General features: G+C 46.5%; 18 protein-coding genes. 6 read left to right on the forward strand and 12 right to left on the reverse strand.

Going from position 1 to position 16,701, the window contains the following annotated elements; all coding sequences use genetic code 11:
- Both C9I92_RS14335 and C9I92_RS14340 read right to left on the reverse strand, forming a co-directional pair.
- A partial coding sequence (locus C9I92_RS14335; protein ID WP_211320521.1) for a replication initiation factor domain-containing protein occupies positions 1 to 844 on the reverse strand: 844 nt, incomplete at its 3' end.
- The gene (locus tag C9I92_RS14340) at positions 834 to 1,046 is read right to left on the reverse strand and encodes a hypothetical protein (protein ID WP_107193871.1); all 213 of its coding nucleotides are present in this window, start codon (positions 1,044 to 1,046) and stop codon (positions 834 to 836) included. The genes C9I92_RS14340 and C9I92_RS14335, both read right to left, overlap by 11 nt.
- 118 nt (positions 1,047 to 1,164) lie before the next feature.
- On the opposite strand from C9I92_RS14340, the gene C9I92_RS14345 reads away from it, so the two are divergent.
- A complete protein-coding gene (locus C9I92_RS14345) occupies positions 1,165 to 1,521 on the forward strand; it encodes a DUF3693 domain-containing protein (protein WP_107193872.1) in 357 nt (118 codons plus the stop codon).
- A gap of 267 nt (positions 1,522 to 1,788) precedes the next feature.
- On the opposite strand, the gene yciH is transcribed toward C9I92_RS14345, so the two are convergent.
- A complete protein-coding gene (gene yciH, locus C9I92_RS14350) occupies positions 1,789 to 2,112 on the reverse strand; it encodes a stress response translation initiation inhibitor YciH (RefSeq protein ID WP_047885744.1) in 324 nt (107 codons plus the stop codon).
- Positions 2,113 to 2,228: 116 nt separating this feature from the next.
- On the opposite strand from yciH, the gene C9I92_RS14355 reads away from it, so the two are divergent.
- Together C9I92_RS14355 and C9I92_RS14360 are read left to right on the forward strand one after the other, a co-directional pair.
- Positions 2,229 to 2,834, forward strand: coding sequence for an HAD family hydrolase (locus C9I92_RS14355; RefSeq protein WP_047885745.1), 606 nt, complete (start codon positions 2,229 to 2,231; stop codon positions 2,832 to 2,834).
- Positions 2,835 to 2,922: 88 nt separating this feature from the next.
- The gene (locus C9I92_RS14360; protein ID WP_053061858.1) at positions 2,923 to 3,444 is read left to right on the forward strand and encodes an ATP-dependent zinc protease family protein; all 522 of its coding nucleotides are present in this window, start codon (positions 2,923 to 2,925) and stop codon (positions 3,442 to 3,444) included.
- A gap of 63 nt (positions 3,445 to 3,507) precedes the next feature.
- On the opposite strand, the gene C9I92_RS14365 is transcribed toward C9I92_RS14360, so the two are convergent.
- Positions 3,508 to 3,885, reverse strand: coding sequence for a DUF3319 domain-containing protein (locus C9I92_RS14365; RefSeq protein ID WP_047885746.1), 378 nt, complete (start codon positions 3,883 to 3,885; stop codon positions 3,508 to 3,510).
- Positions 3,886 to 4,099: 214 nt separating this feature from the next.
- On the opposite strand from C9I92_RS14365, the gene C9I92_RS14370 reads away from it, so the two are divergent.
- Positions 4,100 to 5,071, forward strand: coding sequence for a tyrosine-type recombinase/integrase (locus C9I92_RS14370; RefSeq protein ID WP_047885747.1), 972 nt, complete (start codon positions 4,100 to 4,102; stop codon positions 5,069 to 5,071).
- Between the two features lie 112 nt (positions 5,072 to 5,183).
- On the opposite strand, the gene C9I92_RS14375 is transcribed toward C9I92_RS14370, so the two are convergent.
- From C9I92_RS14375 to C9I92_RS14400, 6 genes are all read right to left on the reverse strand, one after another.
- Entirely contained in the window at positions 5,184 to 5,825 is a 642-nt protein-coding gene (locus C9I92_RS14375) for a putative adenosine monophosphate-protein transferase Fic (RefSeq protein ID WP_047885748.1), read from the reverse strand.
- A complete protein-coding gene (locus C9I92_RS14380; RefSeq protein ID WP_084712584.1) occupies positions 5,815 to 5,988 on the reverse strand; it encodes a YhfG family protein in 174 nt (57 codons plus the stop codon). The genes C9I92_RS14375 and C9I92_RS14380 overlap by 11 nt, the downstream gene beginning before the upstream one ends.
- A 163-nt stretch (positions 5,989 to 6,151) precedes the next feature.
- Positions 6,152 to 7,144 carry a D-alanine--D-alanine ligase gene (locus C9I92_RS14385; protein ID WP_047885749.1) on the reverse strand — a complete coding sequence of 331 codons (993 nt, stop codon included), beginning with the start codon at positions 7,142 to 7,144 and terminating at the stop codon, positions 6,152 to 6,154.
- Positions 7,145 to 7,538: 394 nt separating this feature from the next.
- Entirely contained in the window at positions 7,539 to 8,552 is a 1,014-nt protein-coding gene (arsB, locus tag C9I92_RS14390) for an ACR3 family arsenite efflux transporter (RefSeq protein WP_047885750.1), read from the reverse strand.
- Positions 8,553 to 8,684: 132 nt separating this feature from the next.
- On the reverse strand, positions 8,685 to 9,038 hold the full coding sequence (locus C9I92_RS14395) for an ArsR/SmtB family transcription factor (RefSeq protein ID WP_084712585.1): 354 nt from the start codon (positions 9,036 to 9,038) through the stop codon (positions 8,685 to 8,687).
- Between the two features lie 207 nt (positions 9,039 to 9,245).
- A complete protein-coding gene (locus tag C9I92_RS14400; RefSeq protein ID WP_053061859.1) occupies positions 9,246 to 9,770 on the reverse strand; it encodes an SPOR domain-containing protein in 525 nt (174 codons plus the stop codon).
- Between the two features lie 167 nt (positions 9,771 to 9,937).
- Here C9I92_RS14400 and C9I92_RS14405 point away from each other — a divergent pair, with 167 nt between their 5' ends.
- Positions 9,938 to 10,447 carry a DUF2301 domain-containing membrane protein gene (locus C9I92_RS14405; protein ID WP_047885751.1) on the forward strand — a complete coding sequence of 170 codons (510 nt, stop codon included), beginning with the start codon at positions 9,938 to 9,940 and terminating at the stop codon, positions 10,445 to 10,447.
- Between the two features lie 269 nt (positions 10,448 to 10,716).
- Positions 10,717 to 13,407 (forward strand): bifunctional acetate--CoA ligase family protein/GNAT family N-acetyltransferase, encoded by a 2,691-nt coding sequence (locus C9I92_RS14410; protein ID WP_047885752.1) that lies wholly within the window; start codon positions 10,717 to 10,719, stop codon positions 13,405 to 13,407.
- 191 nt (positions 13,408 to 13,598) lie between these two features.
- Here the strand turns inward: C9I92_RS14410 and C9I92_RS14415 are convergent, their stop codons facing one another.
- Positions 13,599 to 14,462 carry a LysR family transcriptional regulator gene (locus C9I92_RS14415; protein WP_047886304.1) on the reverse strand — a complete coding sequence of 288 codons (864 nt, stop codon included), beginning with the start codon at positions 14,460 to 14,462 and terminating at the stop codon, positions 13,599 to 13,601.
- Positions 14,463 to 15,417: 955 nt separating this feature from the next.
- On the reverse strand, positions 15,418 to 16,698 hold the full coding sequence (locus C9I92_RS14420; protein WP_047885753.1) for an NRAMP family divalent metal transporter: 1,281 nt from the start codon (positions 16,696 to 16,698) through the stop codon (positions 15,418 to 15,420).
- Positions 16,699 to 16,701 lie beyond the last annotated feature (3 nt).

The following is a 16,701-nucleotide window of genomic DNA, read 5'->3' on the forward strand; positions in this document are numbered from 1 at the left end:
CAATAGACGCCGCGAAGGCACAGATACCCGCGAACGAGGCTGCCGGATTCAGTAGGGCATCCACGTTGCATTTCTTAAGCTCAACTTCATTGCGATACCAGCTGATAGCCAGCTTGTTGAGCCCTTGTTCCAGTTTCTTGTTATATACACGCCAATACACAGCACTCTGGCGAGAGCCAACTATCGTGGCTTCTTCCAGTAAATCGCCGTTGGGAGCAATGACCCGGTGCGGGTTCATCTTTGGTCCCATACCTCTAACCGAAGTGCGGAACGCACCTTCACGCCAAGCCATTTCGGCATACTTGCAGTCGAAACAGCCCGAGTAGTCATCCACCGCCAAATCCAAGCGGGATAGGGTGAACACATGCAAAATTTGGGTAAGCCACCAATGCAGACGGAAAGTATCAATCTGCTCGAACACGTACTTACAGCCACGCCCGTTAATCTGGACGAACACCGTCTCGTTATTGCCGCCAATCCCCAGCAGGCCACATTCGACCTTGCCAGTTTTGTCCAGCAACACGCAGGAATTTTCATAACCGTGCAGGCCACGACCGCGCATCGGCGAACATGTCAGACCCATAACGTGAAACAGGAACGTGGCCAGTCGGTCGGTCAACGCTTCACGCACCGCGTCCTGATAGCGGGTTAACGCAATCGCACGAAGTTGCTGATTGGTCACCGTTTGGTAAGTCGCTTTTGGCAACTTGCACCACGCGACAGAGGACAAATCTGATTTGTGACAGTGTCGCAACTCCGTAAACTTGAAACTGAAAGCCAGATGGTCAATAAGAACGGGGCGTTCAGCATTGGCCATGTCAGTGAAGTGTTGTTCAGATAACATCGAACACCCCCTGAGCTTTCAATGTTGGGTAATTGGCATCGGTGATCTCGACGAACTCCACGAAACCGCCAAGCTCAATATCACAAAACACACGCAGTTCATGGAACGAACGGAAGTACTGAGCACCAAACTCAAAATAGGCATTCACGCCAACACCTGGCTCATCATCAAAGTAAACTGTCATGTGTTGGGGAGCAGCCATGTGTGCCTCAGTGCCTATGAGTATCGATTTGTGGATACCATAGTCCTGACCAATCAGGACTTCAAGACACGATTTTTGGATACTAATCTTCTAAACTGGGGAAAAAAGGAGTCTGACCATGTACGCGAATAAACTGTTAGATGCTTACAAAGAAGCTAAAAACTACCTCCAAGACAAACAAATTGCCCACGATTTAGGTATTAGCAAACAGAAGCTAAGCAATATTCGCAGTGGGATAAGACAACTAACTGATACTGAAGCAATTTTTTTAGCTGAGAATGCAAATATCGACCCGCACGAGGCGTTAATCTTTTTGGCGGCGGACAAGGCCAAGGATTACAAGGCGCAGCAGATTTGGAATGACATCACGGCAAAGTTAAGCCGCCAAGGGTTTAGGGGTTTAGCCCTTGGTATGGCTGGGATTCTGGCGTTTAACAATCCGAAGCTTCAGTGCGCATTATGTACCTTATGTTAAATACGCTTCTAGGGATTAGTATCACATGCTATGTGGCAGCAATGTCCTTCTCAGTTCGCCTCACCTCTCTCATTCGTTGACGATGAGTAATTGGTATGGGGCTGGGATTTAACAGTATTGGCTGATTTACCATAAAGTATATAATTTGCAATTAAGCGAACTCGGCTAATCACTTCGTTTACGGTTCGCTCCATTGAACAAATTATCTTAGAAAAGAACCCCAAACTAAACTTGGGGTTCTCAGATGCTTGTTCGTTTGCGCTGATATTAACCGCCAGCCAATTTGACCGTGTGGCCTTTTTTCTCTAGCGTTGCTTTGATGACATCACGCTTATCACCTTGGATTTCGATGGTGCCATCTTTTACTGAACCTCCGCAACCACATACTTTTTTTAGTTCCGCAGCCAGAAGCTTGAGTTGGGCGTCTTCCATATCCAAACCTGTGACAATACACACGCCTTTGCCTTTACGTCCTTTCGTTTGACGTTGGATACGAACAATGCCGTCACCTTTAGGACGTTCTGGAGCTTGCTTTTCTTCTTTGATGCGGCCGGTTTCTGTCGAAAACACCAAGCGGCTGTTGTCATTCATGGGGAAAATCTCGTCATTTGTTGGATCTGTGAACCAGGTAATATCTTCAATGATCCCATTTGCGCATTACCCGTTCGCGAATATTATCAGTATTAGACACTGTAACGGAAACAGTTATGATCAGAAACGTTATTTTCGACTTTGGTGCCGTATTGTTTGAGTGGAATCCGCGCAAAATTGTGGCCACTTTTACGGACGATACGGACGAACAAGAACGTCTGTTAAACCATGTTATCCATCACCCTGACTGGTTAGCGTTAGACCGTGGCACTATGCTCATGGCCGAAGCTCAACATAAGTTTGCTTCACGTTCCGGATTGGATGAGTCAAGAATTGAAGACTTCATTGAACATATACAGACCAGCCTGACCTTGATTGATGAGTCTTATCAGTTGGTCCAGCAAGTGATTACTATGGGTTTTAACGCCTATTTTCTTACCAATATGTGCAGTGCGTTTTTTGAAAAATTGAATGAAAAACATGGCCTGTATGCTCTATTTGATGGTGGTCTCGTATCCGGTAAAGAGCTTTTAATCAAGCCCGAACCTGAGATTTTCGAGTTGCTTGTCCAACGTTTTAATCTTGAACCCTCCGAATCATTGTTTATCGATGATCACCCTGCAAATTTAACGTCCGCTAGTCAATTAGGTTTTCAGGTCTATCAGTTTAAAAATCCATCAGAGAGCTGCGCTGAAATTCGAAATTTGCTGAAAATTAACTAAGATTCCTAGATAGTTGGCCGTTATTCATATAACGTTCATTCTTGTTTTGTAAGAATACTTGTTTTGAACCAAGCGCTTAGGAGTTTTCGTGAAGAAACTGTTTATCCCTGTTGTTTTGTTAGCGTCGCTGGTTGGTGTGGGCAGCAGCCTGTCTGTTGTAGAAGCCAAAAGTGTCAAAGACAAATCTGTTGTGGGGCAAGTAGAAACGATTAAAGTGCACGGATTGGACTTAGATTATCTTGCTCGTATCGATACTGGTGCTGCAACCACTTCCATTCACGCTAAAGACATTAAAGTGATTGGTGAAGAGAGTGAGAGCGACAGAATGCGTGATCACCTAGGCCACACGGTTGAATTCACCTCAATAAACGAAAAAGGTGAAGAAGCAAAGTACCGTGGAAAAATTGTTAAAGTCAGCAAAATCAGAAATGCTCAGGGTGTGGAACGTCGATACGCGGTAAAAATGGATTTGGGCTGGAACGGCCAACACAAAGAGGTTGCGGTTAACCTGCGAGATCGCAGTAAGCTGGAATATAAATTGTTGATAGGTAGAAACTGGTTAAGTGGCGACTACTTGGTAGATGTCGATAAATCAGATAGCGATGATTAACCTCTACTTTACACGCAGACCGTTTGCAAAAAACGCCCCGATCAGGGCGTTTTTTGTTAACAGTCATTTGTTCTGAGCTTGCAGTTGCTGGCGTTTCTGTATCACGATATCCAAGTGCTGTTTTATTGCAGCCGGGGTGCCTTTCAACAACCGGCTACCAATAATGACGTACCATTGATTATTCTCTCCGGAATCGTTCATTAGCTTGAAGCCCTTGTACTCTTCAACTTTGGTCTGAGTGAGTCGGGCCGGATTATTCTGCCCTGCTACCAGTTTGTTAGGTGGCATAAAGGTCTTTGTTTCACACCACCAATCGATACTCTTCTTTATTAATGTCAGCTTCGAAGAAACTGACTGCCCCCCAATGATGCATTTCCAATCATCCGGATGGCCAGACGCATTTTCAATAGTGTGGCCGCGATGGAATACTCTTTTTTTCATTATTGCCTCATCACTCGGAGCCTAACAAACATTCCGGCATCACAGCGAGTTACTGCACTCATATTCAACCAGAATGAAAACACCAACAAACTACGTGGTGTGTCATTGATAGACGAATAATTGTTATCTGGAATTAATTATATAGTAGATAGCGCGAGACATAAATCCGAATGATATACTCTTAAAATTATGGTGCGCTAGCTAAGGTGAAATAATGGCAAAACAGATAACCCCAATTTCTGATGAACTCACCTCACAACACAGTCAGGCTATATTTCGCCAGCCTCTCGAAAGTGTTGAACCTTTGAACGAACTGACTCGGGGCCAATATGCAAAAAATACCCTAGTATCGTTTAAAAATGACTGGAACAGCTTTCTTGCTTTCTGTATTGAGCATAAGGTTCCAGCTTTGCCAGCAAAAGCAGATACAGTTCATCGCTACATCGAGCAAATGGCGAAGACGCGTAAACTCGCCAGTCTCAAACGTTACCTTGTCACACTTTCATTAGTGCACCGTTGTCACACACTACCCGACCCTTGTGCACAAACTGAAATTCGGCTTGAAATGAAAAAGCAGCAGTTAGAGAAACACGATGATTATCAAAACGCATCGGCATTTCGAGATGAGCATTTGCAGTCTCTGTTGTTACGCTTTGAACTATCGACCAAGCCTAAAGATATTCGAGATTTGGCAATTTGGGCTGTGATGTTTGAGGCTATGTTAAAGCGTAGCGAACTGGCGAATCTCTCCGTTGAAAATTTGTCAATTCATCCAAACGGGATGATTGATTTGTGCATCAAAAATGACGTGATTGCGCTGAGTTCTGTCGCGTCAAAAGCTCTGCAACGGTGGTTAGTGACCGGAATGATAGACAATGGTTTTGTTTTTCGCCGGATAGATCGCCATGGAAACATTGGAGATTCCCCTTTGGATCACTCCTCGATTTATCGTGTTTTTCGTCGAGCCAGTGACGAATTAGGACAACCAGAGTCTTCTCTGTTTTCCGGCCAGTCTCCTCGGGTTGGAGCCTCACAAGATCTCGCTGAATCCGGATGCTCAATAAAAGATATTCAAGAACAAGGCCGCTGGAAAAGCCCGGCAATGCCGGCTCAGTATGTCGGTAACAAAGACAGGCATGACAAAGAAATCGCGAAGTATATTAAGCCCAAGCCCTGGGAACGCTAGTTGTTATTAGCTGGCTTTTTACAATGTGGGGATATATTAGATTCATAAACAGATAAAAAGTTATAGTGCATTAGACATAGTGACTAAACATGGTTCGCAACGTTTTTCCCAGTTACTCTTCCTTCGGTGCATCCGTCCAGTGTTCTTGGTAACCAACTTGTCGATCAATAGGCACAGTAATTCGTGCAAAAAGGCCTTTCAACTGAGTAAGGTTACCAAAATAACCGGCTTGGTTAGCATCAACCCATTCCGACAAGTTGATTCCTTCCCAACATAATTCATAGCCAGCATTGATCGCTAATATCTCGAAAAATATCCGCTGCACTCGCCCATTCCCTTCCCGGAAAGGATGTATAACGTTGAGTTCACAGTAATAATGGGCAATGCGTTCAATAAACTCATCCAGAGGTAGTCGGCAGAGATAACCTTCTTCAGCCAAAGACTGCAACAACTTGTTGGTTTCTCTTATAATGTTTTGCCAGTGACAGAAACGCGTTTCACCTTTGGTAATGTCGACCTGGCGGGGTTGTCCTGCCCAGCGGTACAAATCCTGAAACAGAATTCGGTGGATTTGTTGGAGGTAATCGAGAGTGAAGTTATTGAATTCAGGCTCAAAGTGTTCCGCCCGAACTCGTGTGAAGTCACGTTCAGCGGCTTCAAGTTCATCTTCATCTTTAATGGATAACAGGTTGATTAAGACGCTGGAACCAGGATAACAATCAGGGTCATGATCAACATCATATTTATCTCGCATACCGTAACGTCAAGTCTGCAATCTGTTCTGATTCACTCTTTAATACGCATTCGGGGTCATGGGTTTCCCCTTCCAGATGAATCCCTTCTAAGCGCAAACTGGCCCGGTAATTCTTGTTTTGTAAACGCTTAAAATGCGCCTTTTTTTCTTCTTCTGTTAGCATGGCTTTATAATCCGATAGGCATCCATGTACCACTCAGGTTGCTAACCAGTTTAACTGATTATAACCAATGCAATCCGGAGCTGATGCAGCTGTTGCCCGTTTCGCTCACAATTCTCACGATTAAAAATGAGCAAAAGCCGGGAATTCCCCCGGCTCTGACTGATTATTGCACCGCGTTCTTAATTGCCTGTTCCAGAAATGCCTTAAAGTCATGTCCATAATGCTGAAGCATTTTGGGGAACATTGAGATAGGCGTCATCCCTGGGAATGTGTTGATTTCGTTAAGCAGAATCTCGTTATCTTCACTCAGGAAAAAATCAATACGCGACAAATCTTTCAGCTTCATGTGGATGAACGCTTTACGAGCATACTCACGAATCTGATCCAGCTGTTCATCATTCAGATTAGCGGCTTCTACTGTCGTACTGGAATGACTGTCTGCGCTGTACTTTTCTTCGTAGCTATAGAATTGATCTTCCGGACAAGTGACTTCACCCGGCTTTGTAATAATCAGTTCGTCGCCGTATTGGTACGCAGCAACTTCCAATTCACGAGGCTTAATTGCTTTTTCAATCAGTACTTGTTTAGAGAAGGTGAAAGCATTTTTGATCGCCTGCCCCAATTCATCGCGATTCGTTACACGGTAACAGCCAACTGATGACCCCTGGCTCGCGGCTTTGACAAACAGTTTGTCCCACTTATCCAACGCCTGCTCAGCCTGATGGTAGGCATCATCGTTATTCTCACTGAGAAAAATATACGGCGTGTTCGGGATACCCAACGTGTCAAACCACAGTTTGGTGGTAATTTTATTGAAGCAATTCGTACTCGCTTCCGGACCACAGCCCAGGTATGGCAATTTTGCCATTTCCAGGAAAGACTGGATATCCCCCGTTTCCCCCGGGAAGCCATGAATACAAGGAATGACATAATCCACTTTACGGCTGACTTCACCCTCAACCAATGTCTGATCAAGATTCAAACGGCACAATACGCCTTCAGCGTTGTACCAGCCATCATTTTTCATTTCGACACGGGTGTAGGTAATGGCGTCAATCTGCTGGAGTTGCTGCTCAATGAAGTTAGCAGATACGAGAGAGACTTCATGTTCGGAGCTTCCGCCACCGCACAGGAGTAATACGTGGATTGAACTCATTATCATCCCTTGTTGTTATCGCTGGCCACAGGTGCCAGTTTTAAATCACGAATAGCACTTCTCACTCAGTCGCTGAGTGGTGCATTTTTTCAATTAGTTCTAATAGTAATAAAAAAAAGGCGGCTATTGCACCTTCTATCGGTAACTAGCGCCATATCTTTCACGGAAATGACATTCATCAGCTCAATTTACCAGCAATCATGCTCGGTTTAACCACTCATGGGAAGTTCAACGCTATAATTCCCCTGTTTAAATCGAGCAATGCCCAAAACCCAAAGTCCAAAACCTCATAAAAAAAGCATCGCCCCATATGCTCTCCAGTAGCATAATAGATGCGATGCTTCTCGCTGTTCAACGGATTGGTGGGTCTGCTGGGTCTGGGTGTTAGCCAGCTTTACACTGCAGCAAACTGGCCTCGGGTCTTGTTTGCATAGGCAACCAGAGATAGCATCACCGGCACTTCAACAAGAACCCCAACAATCGTGGCCAGTGCTGCCCCTGAATGTACCCCAAATAAACTGATAGCGACGGCAACAGCCAGTTCAAAGAAATTTGATGCACCGATCATTGCCCCCGGCGCTGCTACGTCATGCGGTTGTTTCCACTTTCTCATCCAGATATAGGCGATTGCAAATATCAGATACGTCTGCAGCAGCAAAGGAATCGCAATTAAAACAATATCAACCGGGTTCGCCAGAATGGTTTTAGCTTGAAACCCAAAGAGCAGAATCACAGTACCGACCAATCCCGCAATTGAAAACGGTTTCAACCCGGCAGACAGACGATTTAATGTTTCCTGCTGACGTACAACACGACGTGTCAACGCGCCAGCTAACAGCGGGACGACCACAAACAGTGAAACGGATAGAATCAACGTGTCCCACGGCACTGTTATATCTGTCACACCCAGCAAAAGCGCGGCAAGCGGAGCAAAGGCAACCACCATTATCAAGTCATTAATTGCCACCTGAACCAAGGTGTAATTGGCATCGCCTTTAGTCAGCTGACTCCAGACAAACACCATTGCCGTACATGGCGCGACTCCCAACAGAATCATACCGGCAATGTAATCTTCACCGATCTCGGGCGAAATCCAGTCCCCAAAAACATGTCTGATAAAAAACACGGCCAATAGCGCCATAGTGAACGGTTTAATCAACCAGTTCACTGTCAGAGTGATAATCAACCCCTTGGGACGCTGATGCACCTTTTTAACCGCAGAGAAATCGACCTGCATCATCATGGGGTAAATCATTAGCCAGATCAGTACCGCAATAACCAGGTTAATTTGCGCGTACTGCATATCACCCAGCAGCGAAAATACGTCAGGAAACAGCATACCCCCTGCCAGCCCCGCCAGCATACCCAAGCCGACCCACACGCTCAGAAAGCGTTCAAAAATGCCCATTGTCATCCTCTCGTTATATCTTTTTCATTCGGTTGTTAGTTGCCCTTAGGCATTGGCTTCACTTGAACCCACGTTGTAACAAACGTCTTTCTATTCCAAAGACCTAAGATCTTGTTCCCAAGTCAGTGCGCCTCAGTTACGTTTTGAACGATTGTCAGGGCAGCAGGCTGATAGCTTGTCAGGATGACATTCCGTGTCAGTTTCTCCGGCACAACAGTTTTCCGTCAGATACGCAATAAGATCCATCATCACCGGAATATTGGCACGATATCGCTGAAATCGCCCCTGCTGTTCAACGGATACCAGCCCAGCATGTAACATCGCTTTAAGGTGAAACGACAATGCATTCGGAGCGATGTCCATTTCACGGGCCATCTCTCCCGCCACTTTGCCTTCAAAACCAGCTTTAACCAGTAAACGCCAGGCATCAAGGCGTACGCCTGATGACAGAGAATCAAAAAGGGTGGTTGCTTGTTCAGTATTCATAACTTCAATATTACAAGAACTATTGAAACAATAGTCATAAGTATACACCATCGCTTAGGTGACGGAAGCTGCCTTTTATAAATAATTGTTTTAATGAATGAGGGCTTATAAATCTGATTTGTTGCGAGACAGTCCAGTGGAGGTGCTTATAGGCTACCAGGCCGCTGAAACAACAAAAAAGCCGCTAAAGCGGCTTTAAAAAATAAATTAATTCAGGCGTGTCATCGTTGATGAAGCAGCGGAATCTTCAATGCTATCAAGCTGGCGAATGAAGGGGCCAAAAGTCTGAAGTGAATCAGGCAAAGAAGATAACGCTTTATGCGCAGCTTCTTTACTTGCGTAACGGCCGTAAAGCAACGTAAACCAAGGAGCACCATCGAGCTGCTTTTGATTTAACCAAACAGGCTGCCCAGATGGCAATTTACTGGCGTAATCAGGTAGTCCATCGTCCTTCCTTAGTGCCAATATTTGAATGGTATATCCTGATAAGGCAGTGCTGCTAGTACGTTCCTGTTCTGCCGCCTGCTCAATGACACCCGCCGCTTTGCTTAATTGAACCGCACGATGAACAACAAGATCCTCTTTTCTAATCGGAGTGGTTTGCTGTGTTTCGGCAGTTAAATCATAACGGGTATCTTCGATAACCGACGATACAACAATCTGGGTGGATTGATTCTCAGATGCACAACCGGTAAGAACAACGGCTGCAGCGAATACGGCGATTTTTTTCATGTTATATGGCCAGAGTCTGTGGAATTTCACTATTCTGCCGCTGTATTTTGCCCCATTCAACCCTAACTTTAAGATAGATCAATAAGTAACGTTAAATTCCACTGCAGCATACGGACTTTTGACTGCACGTGATACGTATCAGGACCACTTTTCTAGGAGCTTTTACCATGGCTGACCCACAAATTCAGTGCCAACTGGATGCGATTGATAAGCTTACCGTTATTTTATATCGTTCGGCGCTGACAGCCGGTAGCGGATTAATGTCAGTTGCCGCCTGGGAAAACGATTTTGCAGCAACCGGCCTGATTATGGCGGCTTTAATAGCAACCACCACCGTCCATATTTATGACAAACGTTTCCGCTGGCTTATCCTCGGCAGTGCCTTGTTTGCCACCTTGTGGCAATTATCTGGCTTGTGGGCTCCGCTGGGACTGGGAGCGGCCTTGTTTGCCTTCAGCGCCTTAGCGGTCAAAGAGTATTACTGCTTCAAGCTGAAAGTGCTGCTGATCACCCCATTGGTTCTGGCCGGATTCTGGGCCGGCTTAGTGCTAAGCATTCCCCAATTGATGATTGCCTGCAGCATGGCTGGAGCTATCTTACTGGCTGTCGCGGCTTTTTCGAAATGGCGTATGCCCCTGCACTACGACATTGGGGACAAATCCCGCTATGAAGTGTAATCCTGCTCTCTTGCGTATCTAAGACGTTTTATCGAGAGGTTTTATTGGCAGATATTATTGATAGGTGTTTTCCAGAGAAGCGAGTCAATTTTCAGCTTGGCGACCAAATATACATTAGCAGTTTGATCCTGTTTTATTGTGCATATTCATAGATATGAGAGGCTGACAGTACCCAGATATCTTGCCGTTGATCACAGCTCCTGCACTTTAGTCAGACACTCCTGACGGCATTCGTTACACTCATCTGAAATTGTCTGGAGAGTGGTGCCATGGAAGGAATCGATAAGCTTCTCAAACCGAAATCAATCACCGTTATCGGCGCTTCTGATAATCCCAATCGCGCCGGTAATGTCGTCATCCGAAACTTATTATCAGGCTCATTTCATGGCCCCATCATGCCCGTCACTCCAAAGTACGAAGCGGTTGCTGGTGTTTTGGCCTACCCGACCATAGACAGCCTGCCTCGGGTGCCAGACCTTGCCATTGTTTGTACCAATGCTCATCGTAACGTAGAAATCATCAGGCAGCTCGGAGAAAAAGGCGTAAAAGCTGCCATCGTGCTGGCCGCAGGAATGAATCAAATCCTCCATGATGGTGAAACCGATGAAGAACGTATGTACGCGGTTGCTAGACAATACAACATGCGCCTTGTCGGCCCGAACAGCATGGGGCTTATTTTACCCTGGCTGAATCTGAATGCGTCTTTCTCTCCGATCTCAGCCCATAAGGGTAATATTGCGTTTATTTCACAATCGGCGGCGGTTTGCACCACCATTCTCGATTGGGCTAAAAACAAAAATATCGGCTTTTCGACTTTCCTCTCTCTGGGCGACGCTTGCGATGTGAATTTCGCTGAATTGCTGGATTACTTGTGTCGCGACAGCAAAACAGAAGCCATTCTGCTGTATATCGACTCGGTTAAAGATGCCCGCCGTTTTATGTCTGCAGCACGAGCCGCCGCCCGTAACCGCCGTATTCTGGTCGTAAAAAGCGGTCGTACCCGAGCTGGTAGCGCAGCGGCACAATTGCATACCGGTGGGCCAGCGGGATTAGATGCCGTTTACGATGCAGCAATTCGACGCTCCGGTATGCTCCGGGTAAACAACACTCATGAGCTGTTTGCTGCGGTCGAAACCCTTGCCCACTCCGTGCCATTACGTGGTGAGCGTCTGGCCATTCTGACCAATGGTGGTGGCCCTGCCATCCTTGCTGTTGATGCGCTGGCCGACCGCGGCGGTAAACTGGCGCAGCTGAGCGAACAAACCATCGCGAAATTATCTGAAGTCCTGCCCTCAACCTGGTCAAAGGCCAACCCAATAGACATTATTGGTGACGCAGACATTCAGCGCTACGAGAAAGCCATTAACATCCTGCTGGACAGCGATGACTTCGATGCCCTGCTGATCATGCACTCACCATCCGCCATTGCCCGCGGAAACAATACCGCCAAAAGACTGGTTGAGGTGATTAATCAGCACCCAAGAAAACGGAAATTTAATATTCTGACTAACTGGTCTGGGGAAGACGAAGCGATAGAGTCTCGCCGGATTTTTACCGATGCCGGTTTTCCTGCTTATCGGACACCGGAAAGTGCCGTTTCAGCCTTCATGCACCTGGTGGAATACCGTCGAAACCAGAAACAACTGATGGAAACCCCGGTTTCCTTCGGTGAAATTCAAGCCAACCCGAAACACGTAAGGGATGTTGTTAACCACCTGCTGGCGCAGGGTATCCACCAGCTGGAAACACATGAAATACGTCCGGTGCTGGAAAGTTACGGCTTCCAGACACTCCCGACGTGGATTGCCGATGACCCGGCTGAAGCTGCTTACATCGCGGAACAAATTGGTTATCCGGTCGCGGTAAAACTTCGCTCACCGGACATTCGTCATAAATCCGAAGTACATGGCGTATTACTGCATTTGCGTACCGCCGCTGAAGTGGCTAACGGTGCGCAGGCCATACTGGATCGCGTCTCTCTCGAATACCCTAATGCACGTATTGATGGCCTGCTGGTACAACGTATGGCTCGCCGTGCGGGCGCACAGGAACTGCGAATCTCTGTCTACGATGACCCTATCTTCGGGCCTGTCATTTTACTGGGTGAAGATGCCGCTGAATGGGACATCCACAAGGATGCCGCTGTTGGGATTCCGCCACTCAACATGGCGCTGGCGCGCTATATGGTGATAAATGCCATTAAAACCGGCAAGATTCGTCAACGTAACCTACCGGAACGCATAGATATACCAGCGTTGTGCAAGCTACTGGTGAAAATTTCACAATTGATTATCGACTGTCCGGAAATTCAGGATCTGGATATTCACCCACTGCTGGCTGCCGGAGAAGAAATGACGGTTATCGACGCTTCCATGACCCTGCGTGAATTTGAAGGGGATCGCCAGCGTCGACTCGCCATTAGGCCGTATCCAAAAGAATACGAGGAACAGGTTGCCCTCAAAGATGGCAGCATGATCCTTCTGCGCCCGATTCTGCCTGAAGATGAACCTATGCATGCCGAGTTCATTTCGCGGGTCTCTATGGACGATTTATACAAGCGCTTTTTCTCTGACGTCGGTGAGTTCAATCACGAAGCGCTGGCCAATTTCACCCAGATTGATTACGACCGGGAAATGGCTTTTGTCGCGGTTCGCGAAGAGATCAATAAAAACGGTGAAGCCGTGCCGTCGATCATCGGTGTGACTCGTGCATTATCCGACCCTGACAACATTGAAGCCGAGTTTGCCATTCTGGTTCGTTCAGATCTGAAGGGGATCGGATTGGGAAGCATTTTAATGAATAAGATCATTCGTTACAGTCGTGAGCGAGGCTTAAAGCGAATGACTGGTATTACGATGCCTTCAAACCGGGGAATGATCATGCTGGCACAGAAAGTGGGTTTTGAGATCGACGTGCAAATGGAAGACGGGATTGTTGAGATGCTGTTACCGCTGGAGTAAATCATGCTCTCCTATTGGTGATTTAAGCTTCTTTTGATCATTTGACCTACCTGTCGATACATCAAGATCGTACAGAAACACAGAAACTCGATACTTCGTTGCTCATCAAGGATCGGCATGGTTTTCCCTGCCGATCCGAGCCAGCTAAGCACTGGATATAAGGCAAACCGGAGTTATCACCCCGACAAAAACTAGTGCTGTTGCTTCTTCCACATTGATTCAATGTACTGGATACACCAACTCTTCGCTTTACCCATCCGGCTACGGTTCCAGGCCAGTACAATATCCAGCTCAAACACCGGGTTATCACCTATCACCATTAGCTCGCCTTTATCTATGGCTTCTTGCGCGTAACTATATGTCATGGTTGCAATACCCAGGCCCGCTTTGAGTGCCTGAAGTTTGTCATGCATCGAAGTAACTGTAAGCAGCGGCTGATCATCCAAAATATTGTGGGTCAACGGCGGCAAGTGACGGGCCGTATCTGCAACGGCAATCCCGCGATATTGTTTGCGAACAGCAGGATCCAAAGGATTATCATGTTTATGGATTGGATGATCCGGGTGCGCAACCCACACGGCGTCCATTTTCCCCAATGGCTGAATTTTCACATCATGCGGTGCCACACTCGGGTTAGGTGAGATCAACAGATCTGCACGATCCTGCGCCAATGCCTCCCATGCGCCGGCCAGAATTTCTTCACGAAAACGGATCTTTGTTTTACTTCGTTCAGCCAGCGCTTCGACAATTGGAAACAAGGTATCGACTTTAATCACACCATCATATGCGATAGTCAGTTCCAGCTCCCAGCCATGGGCCAGTGCGCTGGCATCAGAAATCATCTCGTCTGCAGCCGTCAGAAGTAAACGCCCTCTTTCAAGCAATAACTTACCGGCTTTGGTAAACACCGCTTTGTGGCCGGAACGGTCAAAGATAACCAAATCCAGATCTTGTTCCAGTTTCTGAACCTGATAACTGAGTGATGAAGGCGCTCTACCCAGCTCTTCCGATGCTGCTGCAAAGCTACCACGTCGATCAATCGCGTCCAGCACCATCAAAGCTTCAAATGATAATAGTTTGTTCACGCATTCTCCCAGTAAATGCTTGATATTCTTTCTCTTGATATTAAACCGTTGCTGGCGATGAAAGCTAGCTGTTCCTTGTGTCTGTCTGTTTCTAATATCCGGCTGATTCTTCTATCTGACCGTTCAAGGCTGGCAACCACTTAAACATAACATCATTATTAACCATTCAGTCAAAAGAATATGTATTCAAAATCATGTGTTATATCCCCGAGAAATTTCATACCAAAGTGATGCATTAATCAAAATTATGACTAAGCATTTGAATGTCATCCAAATTAAACGCCAAAAATTGATCTGAGCTAATAACACAGTCCAAACAATACTCTACATTGCTTCACATTCAGCCAAGCTTATTCATGTCTGAGTTTAATGTCTGATTCAGGTTGATGTTTTTAATCACTGACTGACAGCTTACGGTATCTGAAACATAGTCCGTCCCCCTGGCCACCAGCCAGAGTAGGTCATCCAGTCAGCGGATGCAGCTATTTACTGGATACAGGAACGGATATCTATTTATGCGATTGCTGTGGATCACGTCAGTAAACCGGTTCAGTCAGTAGCAGGCGTTAGAGAACGTACCAGGCAAGGTACGGCAAGCAATGCTAATTGGGGATATCTGAAGTGCACTGCAATCTCTGGCTTCGGCGATTCATGCAGTGAACCATCAGGCAGCACGCCCATGCCATATAAATGCACTTTATAGGTAGAGGAAGAAAAATCTGAACTCAGCAGCCCGACGGTGTTCGGGTAACCCATACGATTTCAAGTACGCAGTTTCACATTAACGGTGATTTGCCGGATACACAGACAGATTTCATCAGTCATCTTGTTGGTATCCGGCCTTTTTCTGTTGCTACTTAATCAAATTGTTTCTTAAACAAAGGGTTGCTTAAATAAATGTCATCAATAAATAACTATCGCAAGCTTACATCAGCCATTTCCACCAGATGAATACCGCCAGGAAGCCAAACAAGTAAGTCAGGCCAATCCAAGACAGTACCTTCATACTGCGACTCCATTGCAGTATTTTTGGCAAATCCGTTTTAGACACTAACCGGTAGTTCAGCAGGGCAAAAATCGGCGTGGTCATAAAGGCCAGAATCATGGCGAAGTCCAGAAGCGGCATCAATGCAGAGCTGAAGAACAGAATAATCCCCATTGCCGCCACAGCCATAATGACCATCCAGGCATTGTGATATTTACGCTGTCCAACCGGTTTCCCCTGCAACAATAACTGAGCTTCGGCAACAGAGCGCGCATAACCATCAATAACGGTAATAGTACTGCCGTAAATACAGAAGAAAGCGACCAGTGCAATCAGGTAACGAGACCACTCACCGATTGTTGAGGCATACATACTCACCAACTGATGGGAAAAGCCAATCCCTGAGGTTTTCAGTTCCGTCCCTGTGCCATGCAATACCAATGCACCTAGTGATAAGAAGACAACAGCCAGAATCGCCGTTCCGATATAGCCAACATTAAAATCGAACAAAGCAGACTGCGCTGTCACCTGCTGCTCTTTGCACTGACTTTTCAGCCACAGTGAGGTCAGACAGGAAATCTCAATCGGTGCTGGCATCCAGCCCATCATCACCACAATAAAGCCGATAGAAGCGATGCTCCATGCAGATGGCGCCTGAAAATCTGCTGGTGCGGCACTGCCTTTACCCGCTGCGATAACAACCGCAGACAAGGTGGCAATGACCAGCACACTCATGATAATTTTCGAAAGCCCATCCAACGCCTTATAGTGCCCGGCGGCCAGAATGATCAGGCACGAAGTCACCACGATACCTGATAACACAGGAAGTGACAGCGTCACCGGAAGAAAGTACCCCAGCAGACTGGAACTGAAAAGTAACAGGGCTGCGGTGTTGACGATACCGGAGATAACACTCAGACCGGTAAACACCCAAAGATAACCCCGCCCCATGGTGTCATAACCCTGAATCAGACTGTTGCCCGTTCCCATTGTGTACTGAACACCTGCACGGAAAAATGGGTATTTTAATAAGTTTACCAGCAGGATAAGTCCGGCGAGCTGCCAGCCATAAATGGCGCCGGCTTTGGTTGAGGCAACCAGATGGGATCCCCCCACAGCTGCCGTCGCCATCATGATACCCGGCCCTAAAGATTTGATAAGTTGTGTATAGGATTTTCTGCTGTTTTCAGCCACTGGCTGTACTGGCACGCTATCTGACATAAT

The sequence above is a fragment of the Photobacterium ganghwense genome, from assembly GCF_003025595.1.
Lineage (GTDB): Bacteria > Pseudomonadota > Gammaproteobacteria > Enterobacterales > Vibrionaceae > Photobacterium > Photobacterium ganghwense.

Bases quoted from the DNA above. Each gene is read 5' to 3' on its own strand.
- C9I92_RS14375 (WP_047885748.1), bottom strand. From the start codon at position 5,825: ATGCGAGATAAATATGATGTTGATCATGACCCTGATTGTTATCCTGGT.
- C9I92_RS14380 (WP_084712584.1), bottom strand. From the start codon at position 5,988: ATGCTAACAGAAGAAGAAAAAAAGGCGCATTTTAAGCGTTTACAAAAC.
- C9I92_RS14340 (WP_107193871.1), bottom strand. From the start codon at position 1,046: ATGGCTGCTCCCCAACACATGACAGTTTACTTTGATGATGAGCCAGGT.
- yciH (WP_047885744.1), bottom strand. From the start codon at position 2,112: ATGAATGACAACAGCCGCTTGGTGTTTTCGACAGAAACCGGCCGCATC.
- C9I92_RS14410 (WP_047885752.1), top strand. From the start codon at position 10,717: ATGGAAGGAATCGATAAGCTTCTCAAACCGAAATCAATCACCGTTATC.
- C9I92_RS14355 (WP_047885745.1), top strand. From the start codon at position 2,229: ATGATCAGAAACGTTATTTTCGACTTTGGTGCCGTATTGTTTGAGTGG.
- arsB (WP_047885750.1), bottom strand. From the start codon at position 8,552: ATGGGCATTTTTGAACGCTTTCTGAGCGTGTGGGTCGGCTTGGGTATG.
- C9I92_RS14400 (WP_053061859.1), bottom strand. From the start codon at position 9,770: ATGAAAAAAATCGCCGTATTCGCTGCAGCCGTTGTTCTTACCGGTTGT.
- C9I92_RS14385 (WP_047885749.1), bottom strand. From the start codon at position 7,144: ATGAGTTCAATCCACGTATTACTCCTGTGCGGTGGCGGAAGCTCCGAA.
- C9I92_RS14370 (WP_047885747.1), top strand. From the start codon at position 4,100: ATGGCAAAACAGATAACCCCAATTTCTGATGAACTCACCTCACAACAC.
- C9I92_RS14395 (WP_084712585.1), bottom strand. From the start codon at position 9,038: ATGAATACTGAACAAGCAACCACCCTTTTTGATTCTCTGTCATCAGGC.
- C9I92_RS14420 (WP_047885753.1), bottom strand. From the start codon at position 16,698: ATGTCAGATAGCGTGCCAGTACAGCCAGTGGCTGAAAACAGCAGAAAA.
- C9I92_RS14365 (WP_047885746.1), bottom strand. From the start codon at position 3,885: ATGAAAAAAAGAGTATTCCATCGCGGCCACACTATTGAAAATGCGTCT.
- C9I92_RS14345 (WP_107193872.1), top strand. From the start codon at position 1,165: ATGTACGCGAATAAACTGTTAGATGCTTACAAAGAAGCTAAAAACTAC.
- C9I92_RS14415 (WP_047886304.1), bottom strand. From the start codon at position 14,462: ATGGTGCTGGACGCGATTGATCGACGTGGTAGCTTTGCAGCAGCATCG.
- C9I92_RS14405 (WP_047885751.1), top strand. From the start codon at position 9,938: ATGGCTGACCCACAAATTCAGTGCCAACTGGATGCGATTGATAAGCTT.